Source organism: Novosphingobium sp. TK71 (assembly GCF_055361505.1).
Genome location: NZ_CM143962.1, coordinates 854,709 through 873,288 on the forward strand (window position 1 = coordinate 854,709; position 18,580 = coordinate 873,288).

Consider the following 18,580-nt stretch of genomic DNA (forward strand, 5'->3'; position numbering starts at 1 on the left):
ATGCGGTCGACGGGCTCGGCCGCATGCCGGGTGTTTCGTGCACGCGCAAACACGCCATAGGCGCCGAAACTGTCGGCGTGACCGGCTGCCAGCGCAGTGCCGCTGTCTAGCAGGCCGGCAAAACCCTGTCCCTCGCTTTGGGGGCGAGGCGCACGGGGAAGTTCGGTTCTTGCCTGAGGCGCGGAGATGTTCGTGACCTTGCTCATCGCCTGCGTCTCCTCCTTGAGCGGATGTCCTCCGCTGCGGCGAGCATCCTGCCCTCGTCCCGTCGCCGGGCCACCGCCCTTGCCTTGCTCAGCAGCACCTCGGCGACGTCTTCCCGGCCGCGGCTGATGGCGAGTGCGGCAAGGGCCGTTTCGTTTGCGCTGTCTGCCTGGTCGCGGCGCCCGGCAACCGTGCCGAGTTGGTTTTGCTGCCTGCGCAGATGCTGGCCTTGCAGTTCTGCGACAGCAGGGTCGAATCCCGGCCCCGAGATTGCTGTACGCCAGTCCGCCTGAGCGGCGTCGCATTGGGTGCGTGCTGCAGAAACATCGCGCTCGGCAGCATTCAGGTCTGCAAGCGCCAGCCCGGCGCGGCGTTCCGCGCGCAGTTTTTGCAAACTGCACAGCTGGGAGAGGGAGGCGGCCTGCCTCAGGTCTCGCTGCGTGCTCACGACCTGCCTCCGCACAGAGCCAGGAGCGCATTTATCGACGTATCGGCTGCAATGCTCTCGCTGCCGCCTTGCTGGAGGAAGCCTGCAATCGGGCCGCGCATAGAGACGGCCCGATCGAGTTCAGGGTTGCTGCCGGCAACGTAGAGCCCGGCATCGATCATCGCGCGCGAGCGCTCGTATTCGCTCATCCATTCGCGCAGTTTGCGCGCGGCGGCAAGTTGGGCAAGCGACATCAACGATCCCGATAGGCGGCTGATGCTGCGCGGAATATCGATTGCCGGGTAGTGCCCCTGGTCGGCAAGTCGCCTGCTGAGGAGGATGTGGCCGTCGAGGATGGATTTCATCATCTCGCATACCGGGTCGTCCATGTCCTCCTGCTCGGCGAGCACGGTCATGACCGCAGTGATGGAGCCACTACCGTAAAGCGCTCCGCAGCGCTCGACGATCTTCGGCATCGCCGCGAACACGCCGGGGGTATAGGCGCGTACGGTCGGCGGTTCGCCGGCGGCCAGACCGATTTCCCGCATGGCCATGGCCAGCCTCGTCACCGAGTCCAGTAGCAGGAGGACATGCTTGCCCAGCGCCCGCCAATGGCCCGCCAGGGCCAGCGCCTGATGGACAGCCCGGACACGCAGGGCCGGTGCCTGATCCGAGGTCGCTGCGACCAGGCATGTCGAGCCGGCCCGATCGGAGCTCGATACCTCGCGCCAGATCGCTTCGACTTCGCGGCCGCGTTCGCCGACGAGGCAGAAGATCGTCACGTCCGCCTTCGCGTGGCGGGCGATCTGCGTCATCAACGAGGTCTTGCCGGCCCCGGCCGGTGCAAAAACACCCATCCGTTGTCCGCGCCCAAGCGGCAGCAAGGCGTCGATACTGCGAATGCCTGTCGCGAGCGCATCGGTGCTTGTTTCGCGTGCGAGAGGGGGAGGCACTGCGGCATGGAGAGGCGCCGCGAGCGTGCCGGCAAGGGGCTTGCCGTCGATCGGCTGGCCCAGCGCATCGACGGCGCGGCCCAGGTACGAATCGCCTACAGGCACCGAGTTACCGTGATCTCGGGCAACGACGCGGGCACCGACAAAACTCGAGGTACTGTCGTCAAATGGCGATAGCGTCACTTCCCCCTGGTCGATCCGGACGACTTCCGCATCTATCGACTCGGCCTGCGCTCCCGAAGCGGTTTCGATCGAGCAGACTGTCCCGAGCGCAACACCGGGCCCATCCGCGACGATGGCGGTGGAGTGAAGCGCGGTCACGCGGCCTGTTCGCCGGACGGGGTCGAGACGTTCGATCTGCCTGAGGAGCGGATGGGCTTTCATGGCAGGGCGGTTTCCGGGGAGGGCGACCAGTTCTCCAGCAGGGCGCGGATGCTTTCCCATTGGACGGCGAGCCCGATTTCGGCTTCGCCCAGCGAAAGCTGTATCACGCATTCGCCGCTCCGCAGCTTCGCGTCCTGGACGATCCGCGATCCCCTGAAGGCAGTTTCCTGTTCCAGATCGGTAAGTGCCTGCGCGGAAGGGAAGTCCTCGCCGGATACACGAATGCCCAGGACTTGCGCGTCCGCGGCTTTTTTAAGCTGCGCCTTTATGAGCTTGCAAACGGTCTCGGCATTGCCGTGCATGTCCGCGAACAGCTTGTCGAGGCTGGTCTGGGCCAGCAGGACGGCGAACGCCTCTGCATCCGTCAGGTTGCGCTCGAACGCGGCGAGGGCTTTGGCCGTTACCTCCCTCAGAAGCGAAAGGCGCTCATGCTCGCGCGTTTGAGCCTCCGCCAGCCCGCGCTTGAACCCTTCGGCCTTGCCCTTCTCGAGCGCTTCGGCAAGCTCGCCGCGATGGCGTTCGATGGCCTTGCGCTGAGCATCGGCCAGCTCTTCAAGCCGGCGGAGCCGCTCGTGCAGGAGGGTCTGTTCGTCGTCCTGCGCCGGAGAGGCGAACGCCGGGCTCGTTTGCCGGGTATCACGCAGCGTGCGCACGATGCCTCCCTGGCTGTCAGGTCCTCCTGGTCCTTCGCGGCCTTGCGGGCGCGGATAGCCCGACTTGATGATGGCGCTCATCGCGGCAAGTCCTCGTGCCCTTTGCCGCTCCGAACATCGCTGCGGAGACGTTCGGCGATGTCTGTGATGGCAATCCGCGTCGCATCGGTAACACGGTGGCGCCCCTCGATCCGATCGATCATCCACGCCGAAAGCCCTTGACGGCGAAGCGCCTCGCCGCGGTTCGCCGGTCGGTCACCGGACGTGCTGCGGGCCAGCAGGGTTTCCGCGTGGTGCCTGACTGCGGGGTCGAGACGTTCGAGCACAGCTGCGATTGCGGGAGGATCCATTTGCGACAGCTTTGCCAGCATCCCTTCCAGTTCGCCTTTAGCCTTCGGCATGGCGTCCGCTTTCTTCGAGGTCGTCCTTGAGGAGTGTATTGAAGCGCCGCGCAAACGCATCCGGGTCCGAGTGACGGCGGCGGCCGGCAAGGCGGGGCAGTAGCAGGGCGGCTATGCCCAGTACCGCCAGAATGCCGCCTGCGATGAGGCCCCAGTTGCCGATCGAGGCCTGTAGCTGGGAATTGGAAGGCCTTGCGGCATCTGCGGTGGCGGCGTTCCGGGCGTTCTGCTGATGGGCAGGGGCGGCCTGGGGCAATTCGGACTCAGCGGGATTCCAGACGCCGAAGGCGATGCTGTCGCCCTTGGCGCCGTCAAAACCGATGGCCTCGCTAGCGGCCTTGCGCAGCGGCTCCTGCTGGTCCTGGGAGACACCGCCGGGCAGCGCCAGCGTGACCTCGAGCCGGAAATTGCGCTTGGCAATGTTCCAGTCGGGCAGGGCGCCGCTGTCCCGTCCGGAATCGGTCGCCCTTGCGGCCGTTACCGAGACGCTGGCTTCATCGGCAGGCGCGAGACCGGCAAGCGCCTGACGAATGCGGGCGGTGAAATAGGCTTCTACTGCGAGGCGTGCATCCGTCTTGGGGGAATGCGTGATATCGCCGTCATTATTTTCAATCGCCTGACTGACGATCCGACCTTCGCCATCGAGAATGACGACGTTGCTGGGATCAAGTTGCTCGATGGCAGCAGCCACGAGTCGCTGGATACCTCGTGCCGTAGCGGCGGGAAGTGCAGAGCCGTCCTTCGTCTCGACGACGATGGATGCCTTGGGAGGAACCCGGTCGGCACGAAACACTCTGTCTTCGCCCAGGGCAAGATGGACCCTGACGGCTTCGACGTTCCGGATTGCCAGGATCGTTCTGGCCAGTTCGCCCTGCAATGCGCGCTGGTAATTGATGCGCTGGGCGAAGTCCGTCATGCCCATGTCGGACTTGGCAAAGAGTTCGAGGCCAACCGTGCCTTTGAGCGGAAGATCGGATCCCAGGACCGCGACCCGCGTGCTGTCGACCTTGTCTTCGGGAACCAGGATTGTTGCGCCGCCGTCCCCGAGGCGGAACGGCACCTTGTCCTTTTCCAGGGCAGCCACGATGCTGGCGGCATCGGCCGGCTGGAGGGAGGTGAAGACCGGGCGATATTCCGTGCGCAGGGCAAAGTACCAGACGGCGCCGATTGCCGACAGGATCGCAAGTGCCAGTACAAGCACGGCGGCGACCTGCCTTGCCGGCGGTGCGTCTCGAAATGAGGAAAACATGTCCGTGGAGGGCCTGACGTTCAAAGCTGCATGTTCATGAGTTGCTGATATCCCTCGATCAGGTGACTGCGCACTTGCGACATCAGTTCAAGGGAGAGCCGTGCCTGCTCGAGTGCGAACGTGACCTGGTGAACCGGGATACTGTCGTCGAGCACGAAGGCGCGCACAGTCTGCTGCGCATCGGTGATACGGCGCGAAGTCGCATCGATACCGTCGAGAAGCATTTCGCCGAAACCGGCTCTGGAGACGGACTGGGCCGCCGGGGCTATCGCTGCAGGCAGGGCAATCTGGCCGACTGCGGCTACGGCTTCGATGGGAACGAAAGTCATGACTGACGTCCCAGTTCCAGAGCCTTGCCGTACATCTGGCGGGCAATGTTGAGGGCGGTGAGATTGGCTTCGTAGTTACGCGATGTCTGGATCATCATCGTCATTTCCCGGGCCTCGTCGATATCGGGAAGGGCTATGAAACCGTCAGCATCGGCCTGCGGATTGCGGGGATCGTAGACCATGCGCGGAATGCGGTCGTCTGTCTCGATGCTGTAGACTTCGACGCCCTGCAGGTCCTTGCGTGACACTGCCTGCGCGCTGGTGCCGGTTTCCAGCATCGCGCGGAAGTCGCCCTTCGGTCCGCTGACAAGGTGGTGCGCCTGGTAGACCTGGCCATTGCCGGTGCGGATCGAGCTGGCATTGGCGAGGTTTTGGGCGATGGTCTCGAGCCGCTGCCATTCGACGTCAAGCGCGCTGAAGCTGATTTCGGTGGCTTTCATCTCAGCGGTCTCCCCGCATGGCAAGCGCGTCGAGCTGCAGGTTGCGCCCCAGCACTTCGATCAGTGCGGCATAGCGGCCGGCCGTGAGTGACGCGGCAGCAAGCTCGAGGTCGATCCTCACTCGGTCCTGTTCCGGGCGCATGGGGGCAAATTCCATGGTCGGACTGACGTTGGAGATGGCTTCCTCGCCTTGCGATGCGGCAGCGCGCAGCTGCTCCTCGAAGGACACCTGAACCGGCCGGTACCCGCGGGTGCCGGCATTGGCGATGTTCTGGGCTATTGCAGAGGCACGCAAGTCGAGGCCGTCGAGCGCTTTCAATGTAATGGCCGCGATTTCATTGGACACAGGCGATAATCCTTACTGCACCACGATGTCGGCGTGGAGCGCGCCGGCGGCCTTCATGGCCTGGAGGATGGCGATAATGTTGCGGGTTCCGACTTTGGCCCGGTTGAGGGCCTGCGCCAGGTCGGCGACGGTCGAACTCGGCAGCTCGACAACCGCGTCGCGGTCCTCGTCGACATCGAGCTTGCTGTTGGTCACGATGAGGCTGCGCGCATCGGGGGCATAGCCGCCGTAGATGAGCGGCTGGGACGCCGTCCGATCAACCGAGATCGAGACACGGACATCGCCCTGGGCGATCACCACGCTCGAGATCATCGCGTTGCCGCCCGCCACGATGGTGCCGGTTCGCTCGTTGATGACGATGCGGGCCTGCCGGTCGGGCATGACCGCAACGTTCTCGATGTTGGCGATCAGACCGCTGATGTCGCCGCCGGCGCTCTGGGTATTGATCAGTACGGCATCGGCCCCGCGCACTCGCGCCGCGCCGGCACCGAGCCGTGCATTGAGGCCGGCCGCGATTTTCGTGGCTGTCGTGAAATCGGGATCCTGGAGAACGAAAGTGAGGTAGCCGTCCGCATCGGTGAGCACGGCCGATACCGGCGTTTCGACAGTCGCGCCGCCGGGCAGCGACGCGGCGGTCGGATAGTTCTTCTGGCGCTGGTTGACGCTATCCTGGAAGTTGTAGCCGCCAACCACGAGCGAGCCCTGGGCAAGGGCATAGCTGCGCCGATCCGGGCCGAGGAGCGGCGTCATCAGCAAAGCGCCGCCGACCAGGCTGCGCGCGTCGCCGATCGAGGTCACGGTCACATCGATGCGGTCGCCGAGATTGGCAGCAGGAGGCAGCGTTGCGGTCACGATCACGGCTGCGACATTGCGGCTCTGCAACTGATCGGGCGGGATGCTGATGCCGAGGCGGCTGAGCACGTTGCTGAGCGTCTGGCGGGTAACCGTGCTGCGCGGCGAGTCCCCGGATCCCGAGAGCCCGGTGACGATGCCGTAGCCGACGAGCGCGTTGTCGCGCCAGCCGAGGAAGCGGCCGAGATCCTTGACGCGAACTTCCTGCGCTACCGATATTGTCGGCAGGGCAAGGGTCAGCAAGGCTGCAACCAGGAAGAAGCGTTTCACAGCAGCCCCAGGAAGTTGAAGATTTGCGAGATGATTCCCGGCCGTGCGCTGCGCGTCACGAAGCCGGAGCCGTCGTAATCGATCGCTGCCTCGGCAAGACGGCTGGAAAGGACCGCGTTCTGCGCTGAAATGTCCGCTGTCCTCACCCGCCCGCGCAGCCGGATGTGGGTAGCCTCGCCGTTGATCTTGAGTGTCTGTTCGCCGGCGACGACAAGGTCGCCGTTGGGCCGCACATCCTCGATGACGGCACTGATCTGGGCCACCATCTTGCCCGCGCGTCCGGTTCCGCCCGAATTGTCCGAGGCACCGGAAAGGCCGAGTTGGGCCGCCTCGTCGAACGACGAACCGCCCGAGATCGAACCTGCGACCTTCATTCCCTTCTTTGAGCCCGAAGTCGCTGAATTGCTCGCCGATGCATTCTCGTAGATCACGATCGTAATGATATCGCCGCGTGACTGTGCCTTGTTGTCCGAGGCCAGCGCCGAAAAACCGCCGGGAGCGTAGAGGTCGCTGGCATCAGCCGCACAGGGCAGGGAGGCAAGGCTCGTGACCGCGATCAGGCATTTCGCAAAGGCATTCATGGCTCGATTGCCCCCACTTGTGCGACCAGCACTTCGCCGTTGGCGGTGCGGACAAAGACTTTGTGCCCAGCTTTTGCTGACTGGAGCGCTTCGACCTTGCGCGTCACGGTGACGGGCCCTGAACGGGCCTGCAGGTTGAGGCTATCGCCCCGTGCTACGGCCTGGCTTCCATAGCCCGAGAAGCGCGCGACGATTTCGCCGGACGCAAGGGGGCGGGTCGTTTGCACGGTGTTGGTCGCGGCATCGAACCCAAAGGCCCGGTCGGGCCTTTGGGATGGGCAGCGTTCGGGCTCGAAATCGGCGGTGCGGACACTGCTTTGGGTCGCAACGGGCCGTTTCGCTCGCAGGCACTGCAGCGTCGGCGACTGGGGGCGCTGGCTCGCATGCACGATATTGAGCTCGACGACACCGTTGGCATGGGCTGGAAGCCAGGCGGAGAGGGCGGGGATGCTTCTGCGCGCCCGGTCGATCAGCAACTGCTTGGGAACAGCGACACGCGAATTCCGGCCATCGAGGCGCAGCAGTGCCACATCGCCTGCTGCGTGCCTTAGATACGCGGGAAGCACTGTCAGGTCGGCAACGTCGCTCAGCTGGACGAGGGGACCATGCAGCGCAGCGCTGTCCACGAGCTCCAGGCGACCAGTGCATGGCGCGTCGCCGCAGATGGCAGCGAGCAGGACGATCGGAAGGAAGGGCATCGCGGCGCGATCAGCGGCGCAGGTTGTTGATGATGGACATCAACTGGTCGCCGGCTTGGACCACCTGGGCATTGGCGGAATAGGCGCGCTGCACCATCAGCAGGGTGACCATTTCATCCGACAGCTGGACGTTGGCGCCCTCGAGCGATCCCTGGACAAGGCGCCCTGCGCCTTCCTCGCCGGGCTGGGCCACCAGGGCGTCGGCTTCATCGACCGAATTGTAGTAGCCGCCGCCAAGATCGGTCAGGTCAGCCTTGTCCTTGGCAACGAATAGGTCGATCCGGCCGAGCGATACGGGGCCGTCCTCGCCGTCCAGCGTTGCGGTGACCGTGCCATCCTCGGCAAAGGCAATGGACTTTGCTTCCTGGGGTACCGAAATCATCGCGCGAAGCTGGGTTCCGTCCGCCGCGACGAGGTAGCCTTCGGAGTTCACCTTGAGCGTGCCCCCCCGCCACAGCAGGGTCTTGCCAGAAGGGCCCATCATCTCGATGAAGCCGGCCCCGTCGATGGCAATGTCCATCACGTTGCCGGTCTGGCGCAGGCTTCCCTGCTCCCAGACTTTCTCCTCGCCCGTCGCGCTGACGCCCAGCGCGTGCGCTCCGCTCGGCAGGATCGGCAGCCCGTTCTCGCCGTTCTGCGCGACCAGATCCTTGAAGCGCACCGCAGAGCGCTTGAAGCCCGTGGTGTTGACGTTGGCGACGTTGTTGGCAGTGACATCAAGCGCCTTCTGCTGCGCGTCGAGGCCGGTTGCCGCAATATAGAATGCACCGTTCATGTCACTGTCCAAATGTCGAGAGCACGCGGCCCAGCAGGTCGTCGTAGACCTGAACTAGGTGGCGGCCGGTTTCGGCCGAGCGCTGGAGTTGCATCATCGAGAGCATTTCATGCGCGCTCGACACGTTCGACGTCTCGAGTTCTTCCTGGCCGATGCGGGCTTCCGACAGGGCATCGATGTTGGCTGCATCCGTGGTGAAATTGGTACCGAGGCGCGTAACCTGTGCTGGATCGACGAAGCGCACCACATCGATTCGGGCCACCGGTTCTCCGCCATCGAGCACAGTGCCATCGGCCATAATCTCGATTGCCTCGCTTCTCACGATAATATCCCCGCTGCCGCCCTGGAGGGCGAGCCCGGACTGGTTCACGAGCCGGCCATCGGCATCGACGTGAAGCTGTCCGCCCCTGCCGAAGACTTGTCCGTTGTCGCCGGAAAATACGAACAGGCCTTCGCCGTGAAGGGCAATGTCGAGAGAGTTGCCGGTCTGGCGGATCTGGCCGTCGGCAAGATCCGTGATCATCTGGAAAGGTTGCGGCCTCTCGAGAGCGGTATCGGCTCCCGAAAGGTACGTCGAAAACGGAATTACAGCCTTGTAACCCGGGGTGGTGACATTTGCGATATTGAGCGCCGCAGTCTCAAGCCGTCTTCCGGCATCCGAGATGAGCACGCCCCCCGCCTCAATGATATGGCCCATATGCTGTTTGCCTATTTGCTTTGTTCGGAGCGCGCAATGTCTGCTCCGATCCGGATGCATTTATCGACAGGCTTATTGGCCATCGAAAGCCACCACGCCGAATGAGGAAAGATCGATGGTGTGAGGAATCTCGCTCACGGACAGCACGGAAAGCCGGGGAACGGTGCGGCGTGTGAACGTCTTGAGGTGGTGGCGAATTTCCGGGCTGGAAAGGAGGACGGGGCTGAGCCCCTTCTGCAGCATCGCGTCGACCATCGGGATCAATTTGCGGATGAACTGCTCGGCGGCTTTCGGATCGAGGATGAAATCGCTCCTTCCGTCCGATCTTCTGAGGTTCTCCGTGATCTGCCCTTCGACGCGGGGATCGAGGCTGAGTACGGACAGATCGTCGTTACGGCCGCGCAGGTGATGACAAATGCTGTGGCTGAGGCGCCTGCGCACCGCTTCGGTCAGTTCGACATGATCCTTGGTGGAGCGCGCGACATCGACCAGCGCTTCCAGGATCTGGTCGATGTTGCGTATGGGAACTTCCTCGGCCATCAGCCCCTGCAGTACGCGCTGCACGTCCGACACCGTCATGATGGCGGGGATCAGTTCCTCGATGAGCCCGGGTTGGCGCGAGCGCACGCCCTCGAGCATGGCGACGACATCGGCGCGGGAGAGCAGCTGTGCCGCTTCGCTGCGGAAGATCTCGGTGGCGTGGGCCATCAGGACGGTTAATGGGTCGATCAGGGTATGACCCGATGTCCGCGCCTTTTCCGCGACATCATCGTCGATCCAGACTGCGGGCAGGCCGAAGGCGGGCTCGCGGGTCTCGATCCCCGGCATCTCTCCGGTGGATCCCGCGGCGCGAATGGCAAGCGTCCTGTCTGGATAGAGCTGACCGTGGCCATAGCGGGCACCATGGATCACGATTTCGTACTGGTTGCGCCCGAGCTGCGAACCGTCCTGGAATACGACGGCTGGAAGGTGAAAGCCGGACGTCTTTTCCTGCTGTTCGCGAAGGGCGGAAATGCGCTCGGCCAAAAGCGCCTTCATCCCCTGCCAATGCTGGCTGAGATCGCGCCCCAGCCGGATCTCGATGGGCGGCAGGGCACGCATTTCGCCGGACTGGCGACCTTCGGCATCGACTTCCTCGAATTCCAGAGAGTCCTGCGACGCTCGCCGTTTGCGGCGGTTTGCCATGAAAAGGGCTGCAGCAATGCCGGTGAGCACGGCGATCGGCCACTTGGGCATGCCGGGCAGCAGCAGCAGCAGGGCCAGGGCGCTAGAAACGATGATCGGGATCTTGGGCACCGAGGCGAGCTGGCTGAAGATCTCGGTGCTGAGCTGCCGGTCGGCGGACGAGCGGGTGACGATGATGCCTGTCGCCACCGAAATGATGAGCGCGGGCACCTGCGTGACGATTCCGTCACCGATTGTCAGCAGCGTGAAGGCCGAGAGCGCTTCGTTCCAGGCCATGTCCATCTGGACGACACCGACGATCCAGCCGGCTATGATGTCAATCAGCAGGATGATGATGCCCGCGACGGCATCGCCCTTCACGAACTTGCTCGCGCCGTCCATCGCGCCATAGAAGGCCGCTTCCTTCTCGAGAGACTTGCGGCGCCTCTTCGCCTCGTTCTGGTCGATCAGCCCCATGTTGAGGTCGGCATCGATGCTCATCTGCTGGCCGGGGACGGAATCCAGCACGAACCGGGCTGCTACTTCGGAAACTCGCTGCGCGCCTGCGGTGACGACGACGTATTGCACGACGACGAGGATGAAGAACACGACGAGCCCGATGACGAAATTGCCCTGTACGGCAAACTCACCGATTGCCCCGATCACTTCACCGGCATTAGCGCCGGTCAGGATGAGGCGCGTCGCCGCGACGTTGAGGGCGAGGCGATAGAGCGTCGCGACCAGGAGTAGCGAGGGAAAGGTCGAGAACTCGACCGGCCGTTCGACATATAGCGTCAGCAGCAGGATCGAGAGCGCGAACGCGACGTTGATGATGATCAGGAGGTCCAGCAGCACCGTCGGGATGGGCGTGAACAGGACCAGCAGGATGGCAATGATCCCGCCGACCAGCACGAGGTCGTGATTCCGCTCGAAGAACTTACTCAGCATGGCTTGCAATGGCTTCTGCCTGACGGCGCTTGCGGCGCAGGCTGTTGTAGACTTCGGCGACCGGAGCATAGCATCCCTCGGGGATGGCCTGTCCCAGCTTCGCTTCGCGGTAGAGTTTCTGTGCCAGGGGCCGGTCCTCGATCACCACGATCCCGTAACTGAGCGCCAGTCGCTTGATTCGCTGGGCCAGGGCGTTCGTGCCGCTCGAGACGACGGTGGGAGCAACCATGCGTGCGGCATCGAAGCGCAAGGCGATGGCGATGTGCTCGGGGTTAGCCAGTACGACGTCGGCCCCCTTGAGGTCGCGCAGGCTCTGACTGGTTTTCACGAACTCTCCGTGGAGTTGCTTGCGCTTTTGCTTGAGCCGCGGTTCGCCTTCACGGTCCCTGTGCTCGCGGCGGACTTCGCGCCGGCTCATTCGCATCTTCTTGCTGAACTGCTTGCGGGAAATCAGCTGGTCGGCGACCGCGAAAATCAGTGCTACTCCGGCAAAGATCGCCAGCAACCGCAGTCCTAGCCCTCCCATGGAGGCGCCCAGCGTGCCACCCTCGACAATGCTTGGCGCTCTCTCGTTCACGGAATTGCGGATCACGAGATAGGAAACGCCGCCGTAGATCGAGAATTTGAGGACGTTCTTGACCGTCTCGATCAGCAACCTTGCGGAAAACAGTCGCTTGAGTCCCTGGGCCGGGTTGAGGCGCGAGAAGTCGGGCTTGAGCGGCTGGGCGGAGAAAACCACGCCCGTCTGCACGATTTCAAGGCCCCCCACGACGACTATCACTGCGAGCAGCAACATGCCGAGCAGCCGAACGATCGGCCAGGCCATCATTCTGAAAAGTTCAACGAGAGGGCCGGTCCCGTCTCCCAGCGTTCCGCTTGAGAGCAGTGCAAGGCGTAGCTGGTTATGGAGCGCTGCCAAGAGGTCTGGTCCCGCCCACCAGGAGTAGGCCAGCAGTACGCAAAGCGCAGACAGGAAGCCGAGGTCCATCCCGCGGGCTACCGTGCCTTTTCGGCGGGCCTGCTGCAGTTTGTAGGAGGTCGGCTGCTCGGACTTTTCCTGTTCGCTGTCTGCCATCTCAGAAGAACCCCGGCATCGCTTCGAGGGTCAGGCGGATCATGCGCACCATCAATGCACCCCCGAACCCGAAGCACAGGGGGAGGACGAGAAACAGGGCGATCGATTTTACTTGCACGCCAAGGATCAGGACGTTCATCTGCGGAACGGTCCGGGCGAGCAGGGCGATGGCGATGTCCGTCAGAAAGAGGGCGAGAATGGCTGCGCCCGCGACGCCGAGCCCGGCCATGAAGATCGCCGACACGAACAGGACGAGATGGTCGAGCGAGGCGGGAGCCGCCCAGCCGCCAAGCGGAACCTTTTCAAGCGAGAGCGACAGGATGCGCAGCAGTTCCAGATGGCCGCCGAGCGAGAAGAAGAGAGCGCCTGTCGCGTAGGCGAACATGGTTCCAACCAACGGTGTCTGTGCACGGGTGCCAGGATCGATCAGAGAGGCTAGGCCATATCCTGCCTGAAGGTCGACGAGGCGTCCGGCAAACTGCAGGGCGGCAAAGCACAGCTGGAACACCAGCACGATCGAAATCCCGAGCGCGAGTTCGGACAGTGCCGCCGGGATCAGGGCGCCGAGCTCGACACTGGAGAGGCGGCGTGACGGCTCGGCCGAAACGAGCGCTATCGAGAGGCCAAGGCCGAACAGCAGCAGGAACAGGCGCGGAAGGCGCGTCAAGGTGAACGGGGGCGCATAGGCAAAAACCGGCGCCACCCGCAGTCCGAGGGCGAGGCAGGACGCAATCCAGGTCTGGATTTCGGGAAGCACCATGGACAGGCAGGCTTATCCTAGCTGTGACAGCGTGCTGATCGTCTGCACGGCGAACTGCGTGATGCGGTTCATCATCCAGTGACCCAATACAATGAGCACGAGTGCGGACACGACCAGTTTGGGGACGTAGCTTAGGGTCATTTCCTGGAGTTGCGTTGCTACCTGGAGAACGCTGATCAGGATGCCGATCAGCAATGCTGCAAGCAAAATGGGGCCCGCAATCACCATTGCGTTCCACAAGAGGCCATTCATCAGGCCAAGCGCTCGATCCCCGTCCATTTTGCCCCAGATTGAAAGTCTCAGGCTCTTTCTAAAATTTCACGTAATTTCACAAGCGGAAAAATAGTGGAATTAACCGTTAAATTACCCGTTCTTGCGACTGAAATTTTTGCATTATCTGTCTCCTGACAGAGTGGATCAGTCTTGGGCTGCAACATTGGTGCTACAATATTCGAGTCGGAGTGGGAGAGAGGCTAAAAAAGCTAATCCGGGGGGCGAAATCCGATTGGTTGATTGAGAGCCCGCAGGTTTGCGCGCACTTCAATTCCCCTACCGCCAATGCCCGCTGCTCGCAGGAACTCATCGGAAGAAGCGAATGATCTGGGTGAGTGCCGTGGCTTTGCCATGGGGCTATGCGAATTGCGCGAGTTGGACAGGAACGACGCTTGAAAAGTTTACCCTACGAATATTTCTACGTTGTCGGTCGATAATTAAGCATGCCCTCCGATAAAAACATGAGAGCCGTCAAAACAAACGCGAATGCGCCACGTTTAGCGGAGCAGGGAAAGGGATGCGTGGCCATAATGGCACACAAAAGCTTGATGCAATTTTGCTGTTGAGGATATGTGCGCTTTAAGTAAGGTTTTCATTGCATCGCCTTTTCAGCGGTGCCGAGGCGTGAGAACCTCGCAAGCGAAAGGAATTCGTCCCACTTTTGTGGGCGTGACGGGTTGTCGGCGGATGTCCAGGTCGCATCGCGACTAAAGCGTCGGCGCATGTGCTTGCATGTTCTCAAGACCCGGGCATTGACCGGCTCCGCTTCGTAAGTCGAGCGGAGCTGGCCAATGCGATTACTTTCAGTCTTTGAAAAACCCGGTGGCAAGTCATGCGATTTGCCCTAAGTCTCGACCAAATTCCTTTAAGTTCGGACGAAGCGCTCCCGCCGCAAGGTGATCTTCCAAGTCGGGCGAACCAGGCGCTCGACCATATATTTCGCGAAGAGCGTTCGGGTCTCCTGGGTTTCGTGAGCCGCCGGTCCCGGCGCCAGGATGCGGAAGATGTCGTCCAGCAGGCGTTTACACGCTTTGCCGCTCGGGAGAATGCCGACCAGATCGAGAATCCGGGCGCCTATCTACGGCAATCGGCTGGCAACCTTTTAAGGGACAATGCGCGCGCCGCCATGCGTGGTTCCACGCCAAACGGTCCGTATGTCGAACCCGACGAGCTGGCCGATTGCGATCCGGTCTCGGCGCTCGAAGCGAGGGACCGCCTGCGGCGGATCGAGAATGCAGTCTTGAAGCTCAAGCCCCTCACGCGGCAGATCTTTCTGGCGCGCAGGGTTTATGGATATAGCCTCGCTGAAATTGCACAGCAGACGGGGCTGAGCCAGAAGGGGGTCGAACGGCATATGGGCATCGCGATCAAGCAACTTGGCCGGCACCTGCGCAGTCATGACTGACGCCGAGGATTATTCGCTCCCGCGCAGCTTCTATGAGGAGGCCAACCGCTGGATCGACCGCCGCGATGCGCAGGAGCCGGGACTCGAGCCTAAGCTGGAGGCTTGGCTGAGGGCCGATCCTCGCAATTTGCAGGCGTTCAAGGAAACCATTGCGGCCCTCGCAGAAACCGGACTGATGTCGAAAGGCGCTGCAGGTTTCGATGGAAAGCTGCCCAAGGCGCCGTTTTACGAGCGCCGCCGCACGCATGTGGCGCTTGCGACAGCAGCTGCGGTTGTCGCGGCGGGCTTTTCGAGCCTATGGCTCAGTTCGCATCGCCTGTTTCCCGAGATCGTCGCGCCGGCTCAGGCCGCGACCTATGAGACCCACATCGGCGAAATCCGTACATTCGGTCTGCCCGATGCAAGTTCGATCACTCTCGATACCGACACTCGGGTGTCGGTATCGATTTCGGGCGAGGTCCGGCGGATTGCTATTCACCGTGGACGCATTCGCATGAATAACGTCGCTGCCGGAGCCTATGTCGTGACCGCCGGGGAGCGCAGCGCCACGTTGGAAACGGGCACTTTCGACGCGCGGCGTGATGGCGCGTCCCTGCGAATATCTGCGCCGCAGAAACCGGTTGAACTGAGCGCGGCGGATCCGGCTTCGGGAGCCCCGCGACAAATTGCCCTGGGTTCCCAGATTGAAATCGGTTCGCGCGGCGCCGCTATTCCGTTGTCTCGCGCCGACGTCGAATGGATTTCCGGCATGCTCGCACTCGACGGGAACCGGCTCGATGACGCGATTGCGGCGATCAATCGCTACAACCGGATAAAGATCGTCCTGGCCGCGAACGATCTGGGCGGGCGAGTGATCACTGGTGGTTTCCGCGCCAATGACCCCGAGGGTTTTGCAGAAGCAGTTTCGCAGATGTTCGACCTCCACGTTGACAGGCCAAATCCTTCGCAAATTGTCCTTTCGCGGCCGTAAAATCGGCTTGCCAAAAATACCTCAAAAAAAGGCGTGGGGCAGTTTAGATATCCATCGTTCTCCCTCCTGACCTGACAATTCAAGTTCAGGGGGGAATCGAAAAATGAAAAGAAGTGCTTATTCCGCCACCCTTTGGCTGGCGTCGACGTCGCTTGTCGCCATTATACTTTGCCCTTCGGTCGCAAAAGCGCAGCAAACTGCGCAATTTACCATCGATCTGCCCGAGCAGCGCCTGGCAGACTCGTTAAGGGCATTGGCGCTGCTCTCGGGCCGAACGGTCCTTGCGGATGACGGGAGCGTTGCCGAGCGGCGCGCTCCCGCTCTGCACGGCTCATTCACGCTCGAGGAAGCTCTTCACAGGCTGCTGTCGGGCAGCGGCCTGGCTGCCAGGCCGACGAGGGGAGGCTTCGTCATTCGGCCGGTATTCGAAGGGAAATCGCAACCCGGTGGCACCGCCTCTTCAGTGGACGATGGCGGATCTACCATCACGGTCACCGGTAGCCGCATTCGTGGTGCTCCCGTCACATCGCCGGTCATCGCCGTCGGCAGCGATGAAATCCAGAAGCAGGGCAAGACGGATCTGGGTGATGTCGTGCGAAGCATTCCCCAATCCTTCGGAGGCGGTCAGAACCCCGGCCTCGGCTCCAACACGCCCACCGCGAGCGGCGTCGATGTGGGCGGGGCATCGACTGTCAATCTTCGGGGCCTGGGAAGCGATGCGACCCTGACACTGATCAACGGTCACCGGCTTGCGTACAACGGCTCGCGGCAGGGCGTCGACATCTCCTCGCTTCCCATGGCGATGGTCGACAGGATCGAGATCGTCGCAGATGGCGCTTCAGCGCTCTATGGCTCTGACGCGGTCGCTGGCGTGGCCAACGTCATGCTTCGCCGGGACTACGACGGCATTCTCGCAACAGCCAATCTCGGCACCTCCACGGAGGGAGGCGATTTTCGGCAGCAATACGGGCTGACCGCAGGAAAGCGCTGGGGCTCGGGCGGGTTTGTCGGATCCTACGAGTTCGCCCGCAATACACAGGTTTTGTCCAATGACCGAGACTTCGCGGCATCGCGTCCCGGCAACACGATCGTGCCGCCGATGAAACGCAATGCCTTTGCCGGTGCGGCGCACCAGGACTTGACCGACACGCTCACATTCGAGGTCGACGGACTCTTCAACAACCGCGACAGTGTGCTTGTCCAGCCCAACAATACGGCGGGCGACCTGTCGATCAGCCACACGGAGAAGGTGTCCCGAAGCAAGTCGTTCTCCGTCGCGCCATCGCTCAAACTGGAACTTCAAGGTGGCTGGCGGCTCGGGCTTTTGGGCGTCTACGGTACCGAGAACGTTCGTCTCTGGAGTGATGCCTATACGGGCAACACCAAGACCAGTACGATCGCGCTATGCTATTGTAACAAGGGTAGTTCGGCGGAGCTGACTGCCGACGGACCCTTGTTCGATCTTCCGGGTGGCCCCGCGAAGATCGCAATGGGGCTCGGCTACCGCTACAACCTGCTCTACATCGATCGCGGCGCCGGGAACGCATTCACCGGCCGCTACTCGCAGGACAGCTACTACGGCTACGGCGAACTCAGCCTACCGGTCATCTCGCCGGATCAAGGGATCTCCTGGATCAATCGGCTCAGTTTCAGCGGCGCGCTCCGGTTCGAGCATTATCCCGGCATCGACAATGTCGTGACGCCGAAATTCGGCGCCATCTACGCACCGGTCAAAGATCTGGCGCTCAAGGCCAACTGGGGCAAATCGTTCCGCGCTCCGACGCTCTACCAGCAGTACCTTGCGCTCAGCGCTCTCTATTACAACGCAACCTCGTTGGGTGGAACGAGCGGCACCGCGCTCTATCTCACCGGTGGCAACCCGGACCTCAAGCCTGAGCGCGCAACCAGCTGGACAGCAACGCTCGGGTACAAGCCGCATCAGATCCCGGGCCTCGCCCTGCAAGTCGGGTACTTCTCGACGCGTTACACCGACCGGATCGTCACCCCGATTACATACTCATCGCAGTCGCTGAGCAATCCGCTCTACGCGCCTTTCGTTCAATGGAATCCCAGCCTTGCGACCATCGAGGCCATCGTTGCCAGTGCAGGCACATTCTACAACGGCGCTGGCGCGCCGTTCGACGCCTCGAAGGTGGTCGCCATCGCCAACAATACGAGCGTGAATGCCGGAAACCAGCGCATCCACGGCGTCGATGTTTTGGCCGACTACGACCATGACCTGGGTGGCGGAGCGGGATCCATCTCGCTGTCGCTCAACGCAAGCTATCTCCACAGCACCCAGACGCTTATTGCCGGCGCTGCGGCAACCCAGCTTGCCGGCACCCTGTTTAATCCTCCGCACTGGCGCGGCCGTGCCAGCGCGACGTGGAGCCTCGACGGCTTCTCGCTGAACACCACCGTGAGCCGGATCGACGGGGTGACAGATACCCGGACCGCCACGCCGGCCGATGTCAGCGGGCAGACCACTGTTGACCTGACTGCTCGATATGCGTTCCAACAGGGTCACGGGCCGCTGCGCGGCCTTGTCCTTAGCCTGACGATCCAGAACCTGCTCAACGACCTGCCGCAGACCATCGCGACATCGAGCATCTACGACATGCCTTTCGACACGACCAATTATTCCGGAATTGGCCGCTACATCGGGATCGGAGTAGCCAAGGCATGGTGATGGAATCAATCACCGGTAAGCCTCGCAGGCTTGCCGG

The 18,580-nt window shown here is 62.4% G+C and carries 20 protein-coding genes; 3 read left to right on the forward strand and 17 right to left on the reverse strand.

Features of this window, described 5'->3' with window-relative positions; genetic code table 11:
• Positions 1-202: 202 nt before the first annotated feature.
• From ACXJ16_RS03800 to ACXJ16_RS03880, 17 genes are read right to left on the reverse strand one after another with little or no spacing between them, the layout of a single operon-like run.
• Positions 203-652: a hypothetical protein gene (locus ACXJ16_RS03800; protein WP_463921331.1), complete on the reverse strand. Its 450-nt coding sequence runs from the start codon at positions 650-652 to the stop codon at positions 203-205.
• Entirely contained in the window at positions 649-1,968 is a 1,320-nt protein-coding gene (locus tag ACXJ16_RS03805; RefSeq protein ID WP_463921332.1) for a FliI/YscN family ATPase, read from the reverse strand. The genes ACXJ16_RS03800 and ACXJ16_RS03805 overlap by 4 nt, the downstream gene beginning before the upstream one ends.
• Positions 1,965-2,702, reverse strand: coding sequence for a FliH/SctL family protein (locus ACXJ16_RS03810; RefSeq protein WP_463921333.1), 738 nt, complete (start codon positions 2,700-2,702; stop codon positions 1,965-1,967). The genes ACXJ16_RS03805 and ACXJ16_RS03810 overlap by 4 nt, the downstream gene beginning before the upstream one ends.
• Positions 2,699-2,992, reverse strand: a complete 294-nt coding sequence (locus tag ACXJ16_RS03815; RefSeq protein ID WP_463921334.1) for a hypothetical protein — start codon at positions 2,990-2,992, stop codon at positions 2,699-2,701. Before ACXJ16_RS03815 ends, ACXJ16_RS03810 begins: the two co-directional genes overlap by 4 nt.
• Before the next feature lie 16 nt (positions 2,993-3,008).
• Positions 3,009-4,271 (reverse strand): flagellar basal-body MS-ring/collar protein FliF, encoded by a 1,263-nt coding sequence (gene fliF / locus ACXJ16_RS03820; RefSeq protein WP_463921336.1) that lies wholly within the window; start codon positions 4,269-4,271, stop codon positions 3,009-3,011.
• Positions 4,272-4,291: 20 nt separating this feature from the next.
• Positions 4,292-4,600, reverse strand: coding sequence for a flagellar hook-basal body complex protein FliE (fliE, locus tag ACXJ16_RS03825; RefSeq protein ID WP_463921337.1), 309 nt, complete (start codon positions 4,598-4,600; stop codon positions 4,292-4,294).
• On the reverse strand, positions 4,597-5,040 hold the full coding sequence (flgC, locus tag ACXJ16_RS03830; protein WP_463921338.1) for a flagellar basal body rod protein FlgC: 444 nt from the start codon (positions 5,038-5,040) through the stop codon (positions 4,597-4,599). Before flgC ends, fliE begins: the two co-directional genes overlap by 4 nt.
• A gap of 1 nt (position 5,041) precedes the next feature.
• Positions 5,042-5,386, reverse strand: a complete 345-nt coding sequence (locus ACXJ16_RS03835; protein ID WP_463921339.1) for a flagellar basal body rod protein FlgB — start codon at positions 5,384-5,386, stop codon at positions 5,042-5,044.
• A gap of 12 nt (positions 5,387-5,398) precedes the next feature.
• Positions 5,399-6,508, reverse strand: coding sequence for a flagellar basal body P-ring protein FlgI (gene flgI / locus ACXJ16_RS03840; protein WP_463921341.1), 1,110 nt, complete (start codon positions 6,506-6,508; stop codon positions 5,399-5,401).
• Positions 6,505-7,089 carry a flagellar basal body L-ring protein FlgH gene (locus ACXJ16_RS03845; protein ID WP_463921342.1) on the reverse strand — a complete coding sequence of 195 codons (585 nt, stop codon included), beginning with the start codon at positions 7,087-7,089 and terminating at the stop codon, positions 6,505-6,507. The genes flgI and ACXJ16_RS03845 overlap by 4 nt, the downstream gene beginning before the upstream one ends.
• Positions 7,086-7,787 carry a flagella basal body P-ring formation protein FlgA gene (locus ACXJ16_RS03850; protein ID WP_463921343.1) on the reverse strand — a complete coding sequence of 234 codons (702 nt, stop codon included), beginning with the start codon at positions 7,785-7,787 and terminating at the stop codon, positions 7,086-7,088. The genes ACXJ16_RS03845 and ACXJ16_RS03850 overlap by 4 nt, the downstream gene beginning before the upstream one ends.
• A gap of 10 nt (positions 7,788-7,797) precedes the next feature.
• Positions 7,798-8,562 carry a flagellar hook-basal body protein gene (locus ACXJ16_RS03855; RefSeq protein ID WP_463921345.1) on the reverse strand — a complete coding sequence of 255 codons (765 nt, stop codon included), beginning with the start codon at positions 8,560-8,562 and terminating at the stop codon, positions 7,798-7,800.
• A 1-nt stretch (position 8,563) separates the two neighbouring features.
• Positions 8,564-9,319, reverse strand: coding sequence for a flagellar hook-basal body protein (locus ACXJ16_RS03860; protein WP_463921346.1), 756 nt, complete (start codon positions 9,317-9,319; stop codon positions 8,564-8,566).
• A 12-nt stretch (positions 9,320-9,331) separates the two neighbouring features.
• The gene (locus ACXJ16_RS03865) at positions 9,332-11,371 is read right to left on the reverse strand and encodes a flagellar biosynthesis protein FlhA (RefSeq protein ID WP_463921348.1); all 2,040 of its coding nucleotides are present in this window, start codon (positions 11,369-11,371) and stop codon (positions 9,332-9,334) included.
• On the reverse strand, positions 11,361-12,446 hold the full coding sequence (locus tag ACXJ16_RS03870; protein ID WP_463921349.1) for an EscU/YscU/HrcU family type III secretion system export apparatus switch protein: 1,086 nt from the start codon (positions 12,444-12,446) through the stop codon (positions 11,361-11,363). The genes ACXJ16_RS03865 and ACXJ16_RS03870 overlap by 11 nt, the downstream gene beginning before the upstream one ends.
• Before the next feature lies 1 nt (position 12,447).
• On the reverse strand, positions 12,448-13,206 hold the full coding sequence (locus ACXJ16_RS03875; protein WP_463921351.1) for a flagellar biosynthetic protein FliR: 759 nt from the start codon (positions 13,204-13,206) through the stop codon (positions 12,448-12,450).
• Between the two features lie 12 nt (positions 13,207-13,218).
• A complete protein-coding gene (locus tag ACXJ16_RS03880) occupies positions 13,219-13,485 on the reverse strand; it encodes a flagellar biosynthetic protein FliQ (RefSeq protein WP_463921352.1) in 267 nt (88 codons plus the stop codon).
• 826 nt (positions 13,486-14,311) lie between these two features.
• Between ACXJ16_RS03880 and ACXJ16_RS03885 the strand changes: the two genes are divergently transcribed.
• From ACXJ16_RS03885 to ACXJ16_RS03895, 3 genes are all read left to right on the forward strand, one after another.
• Positions 14,312-14,884: an RNA polymerase sigma factor gene (locus ACXJ16_RS03885; protein WP_463921353.1), complete on the forward strand. Its 573-nt coding sequence runs from the start codon at positions 14,312-14,314 to the stop codon at positions 14,882-14,884.
• Positions 14,877-15,854 (forward strand): FecR family protein, encoded by a 978-nt coding sequence (locus ACXJ16_RS03890; protein ID WP_463921354.1) that lies wholly within the window; start codon positions 14,877-14,879, stop codon positions 15,852-15,854. The genes ACXJ16_RS03885 and ACXJ16_RS03890 overlap by 8 nt, the downstream gene beginning before the upstream one ends.
• A 103-nt stretch (positions 15,855-15,957) precedes the next feature.
• Complete coding sequence (locus tag ACXJ16_RS03895) at positions 15,958-18,543, forward strand: TonB-dependent receptor domain-containing protein (protein ID WP_463921355.1); 2,586 nt, start codon at positions 15,958-15,960, stop codon at positions 18,541-18,543.
• Positions 18,544-18,580 lie beyond the last annotated feature (37 nt).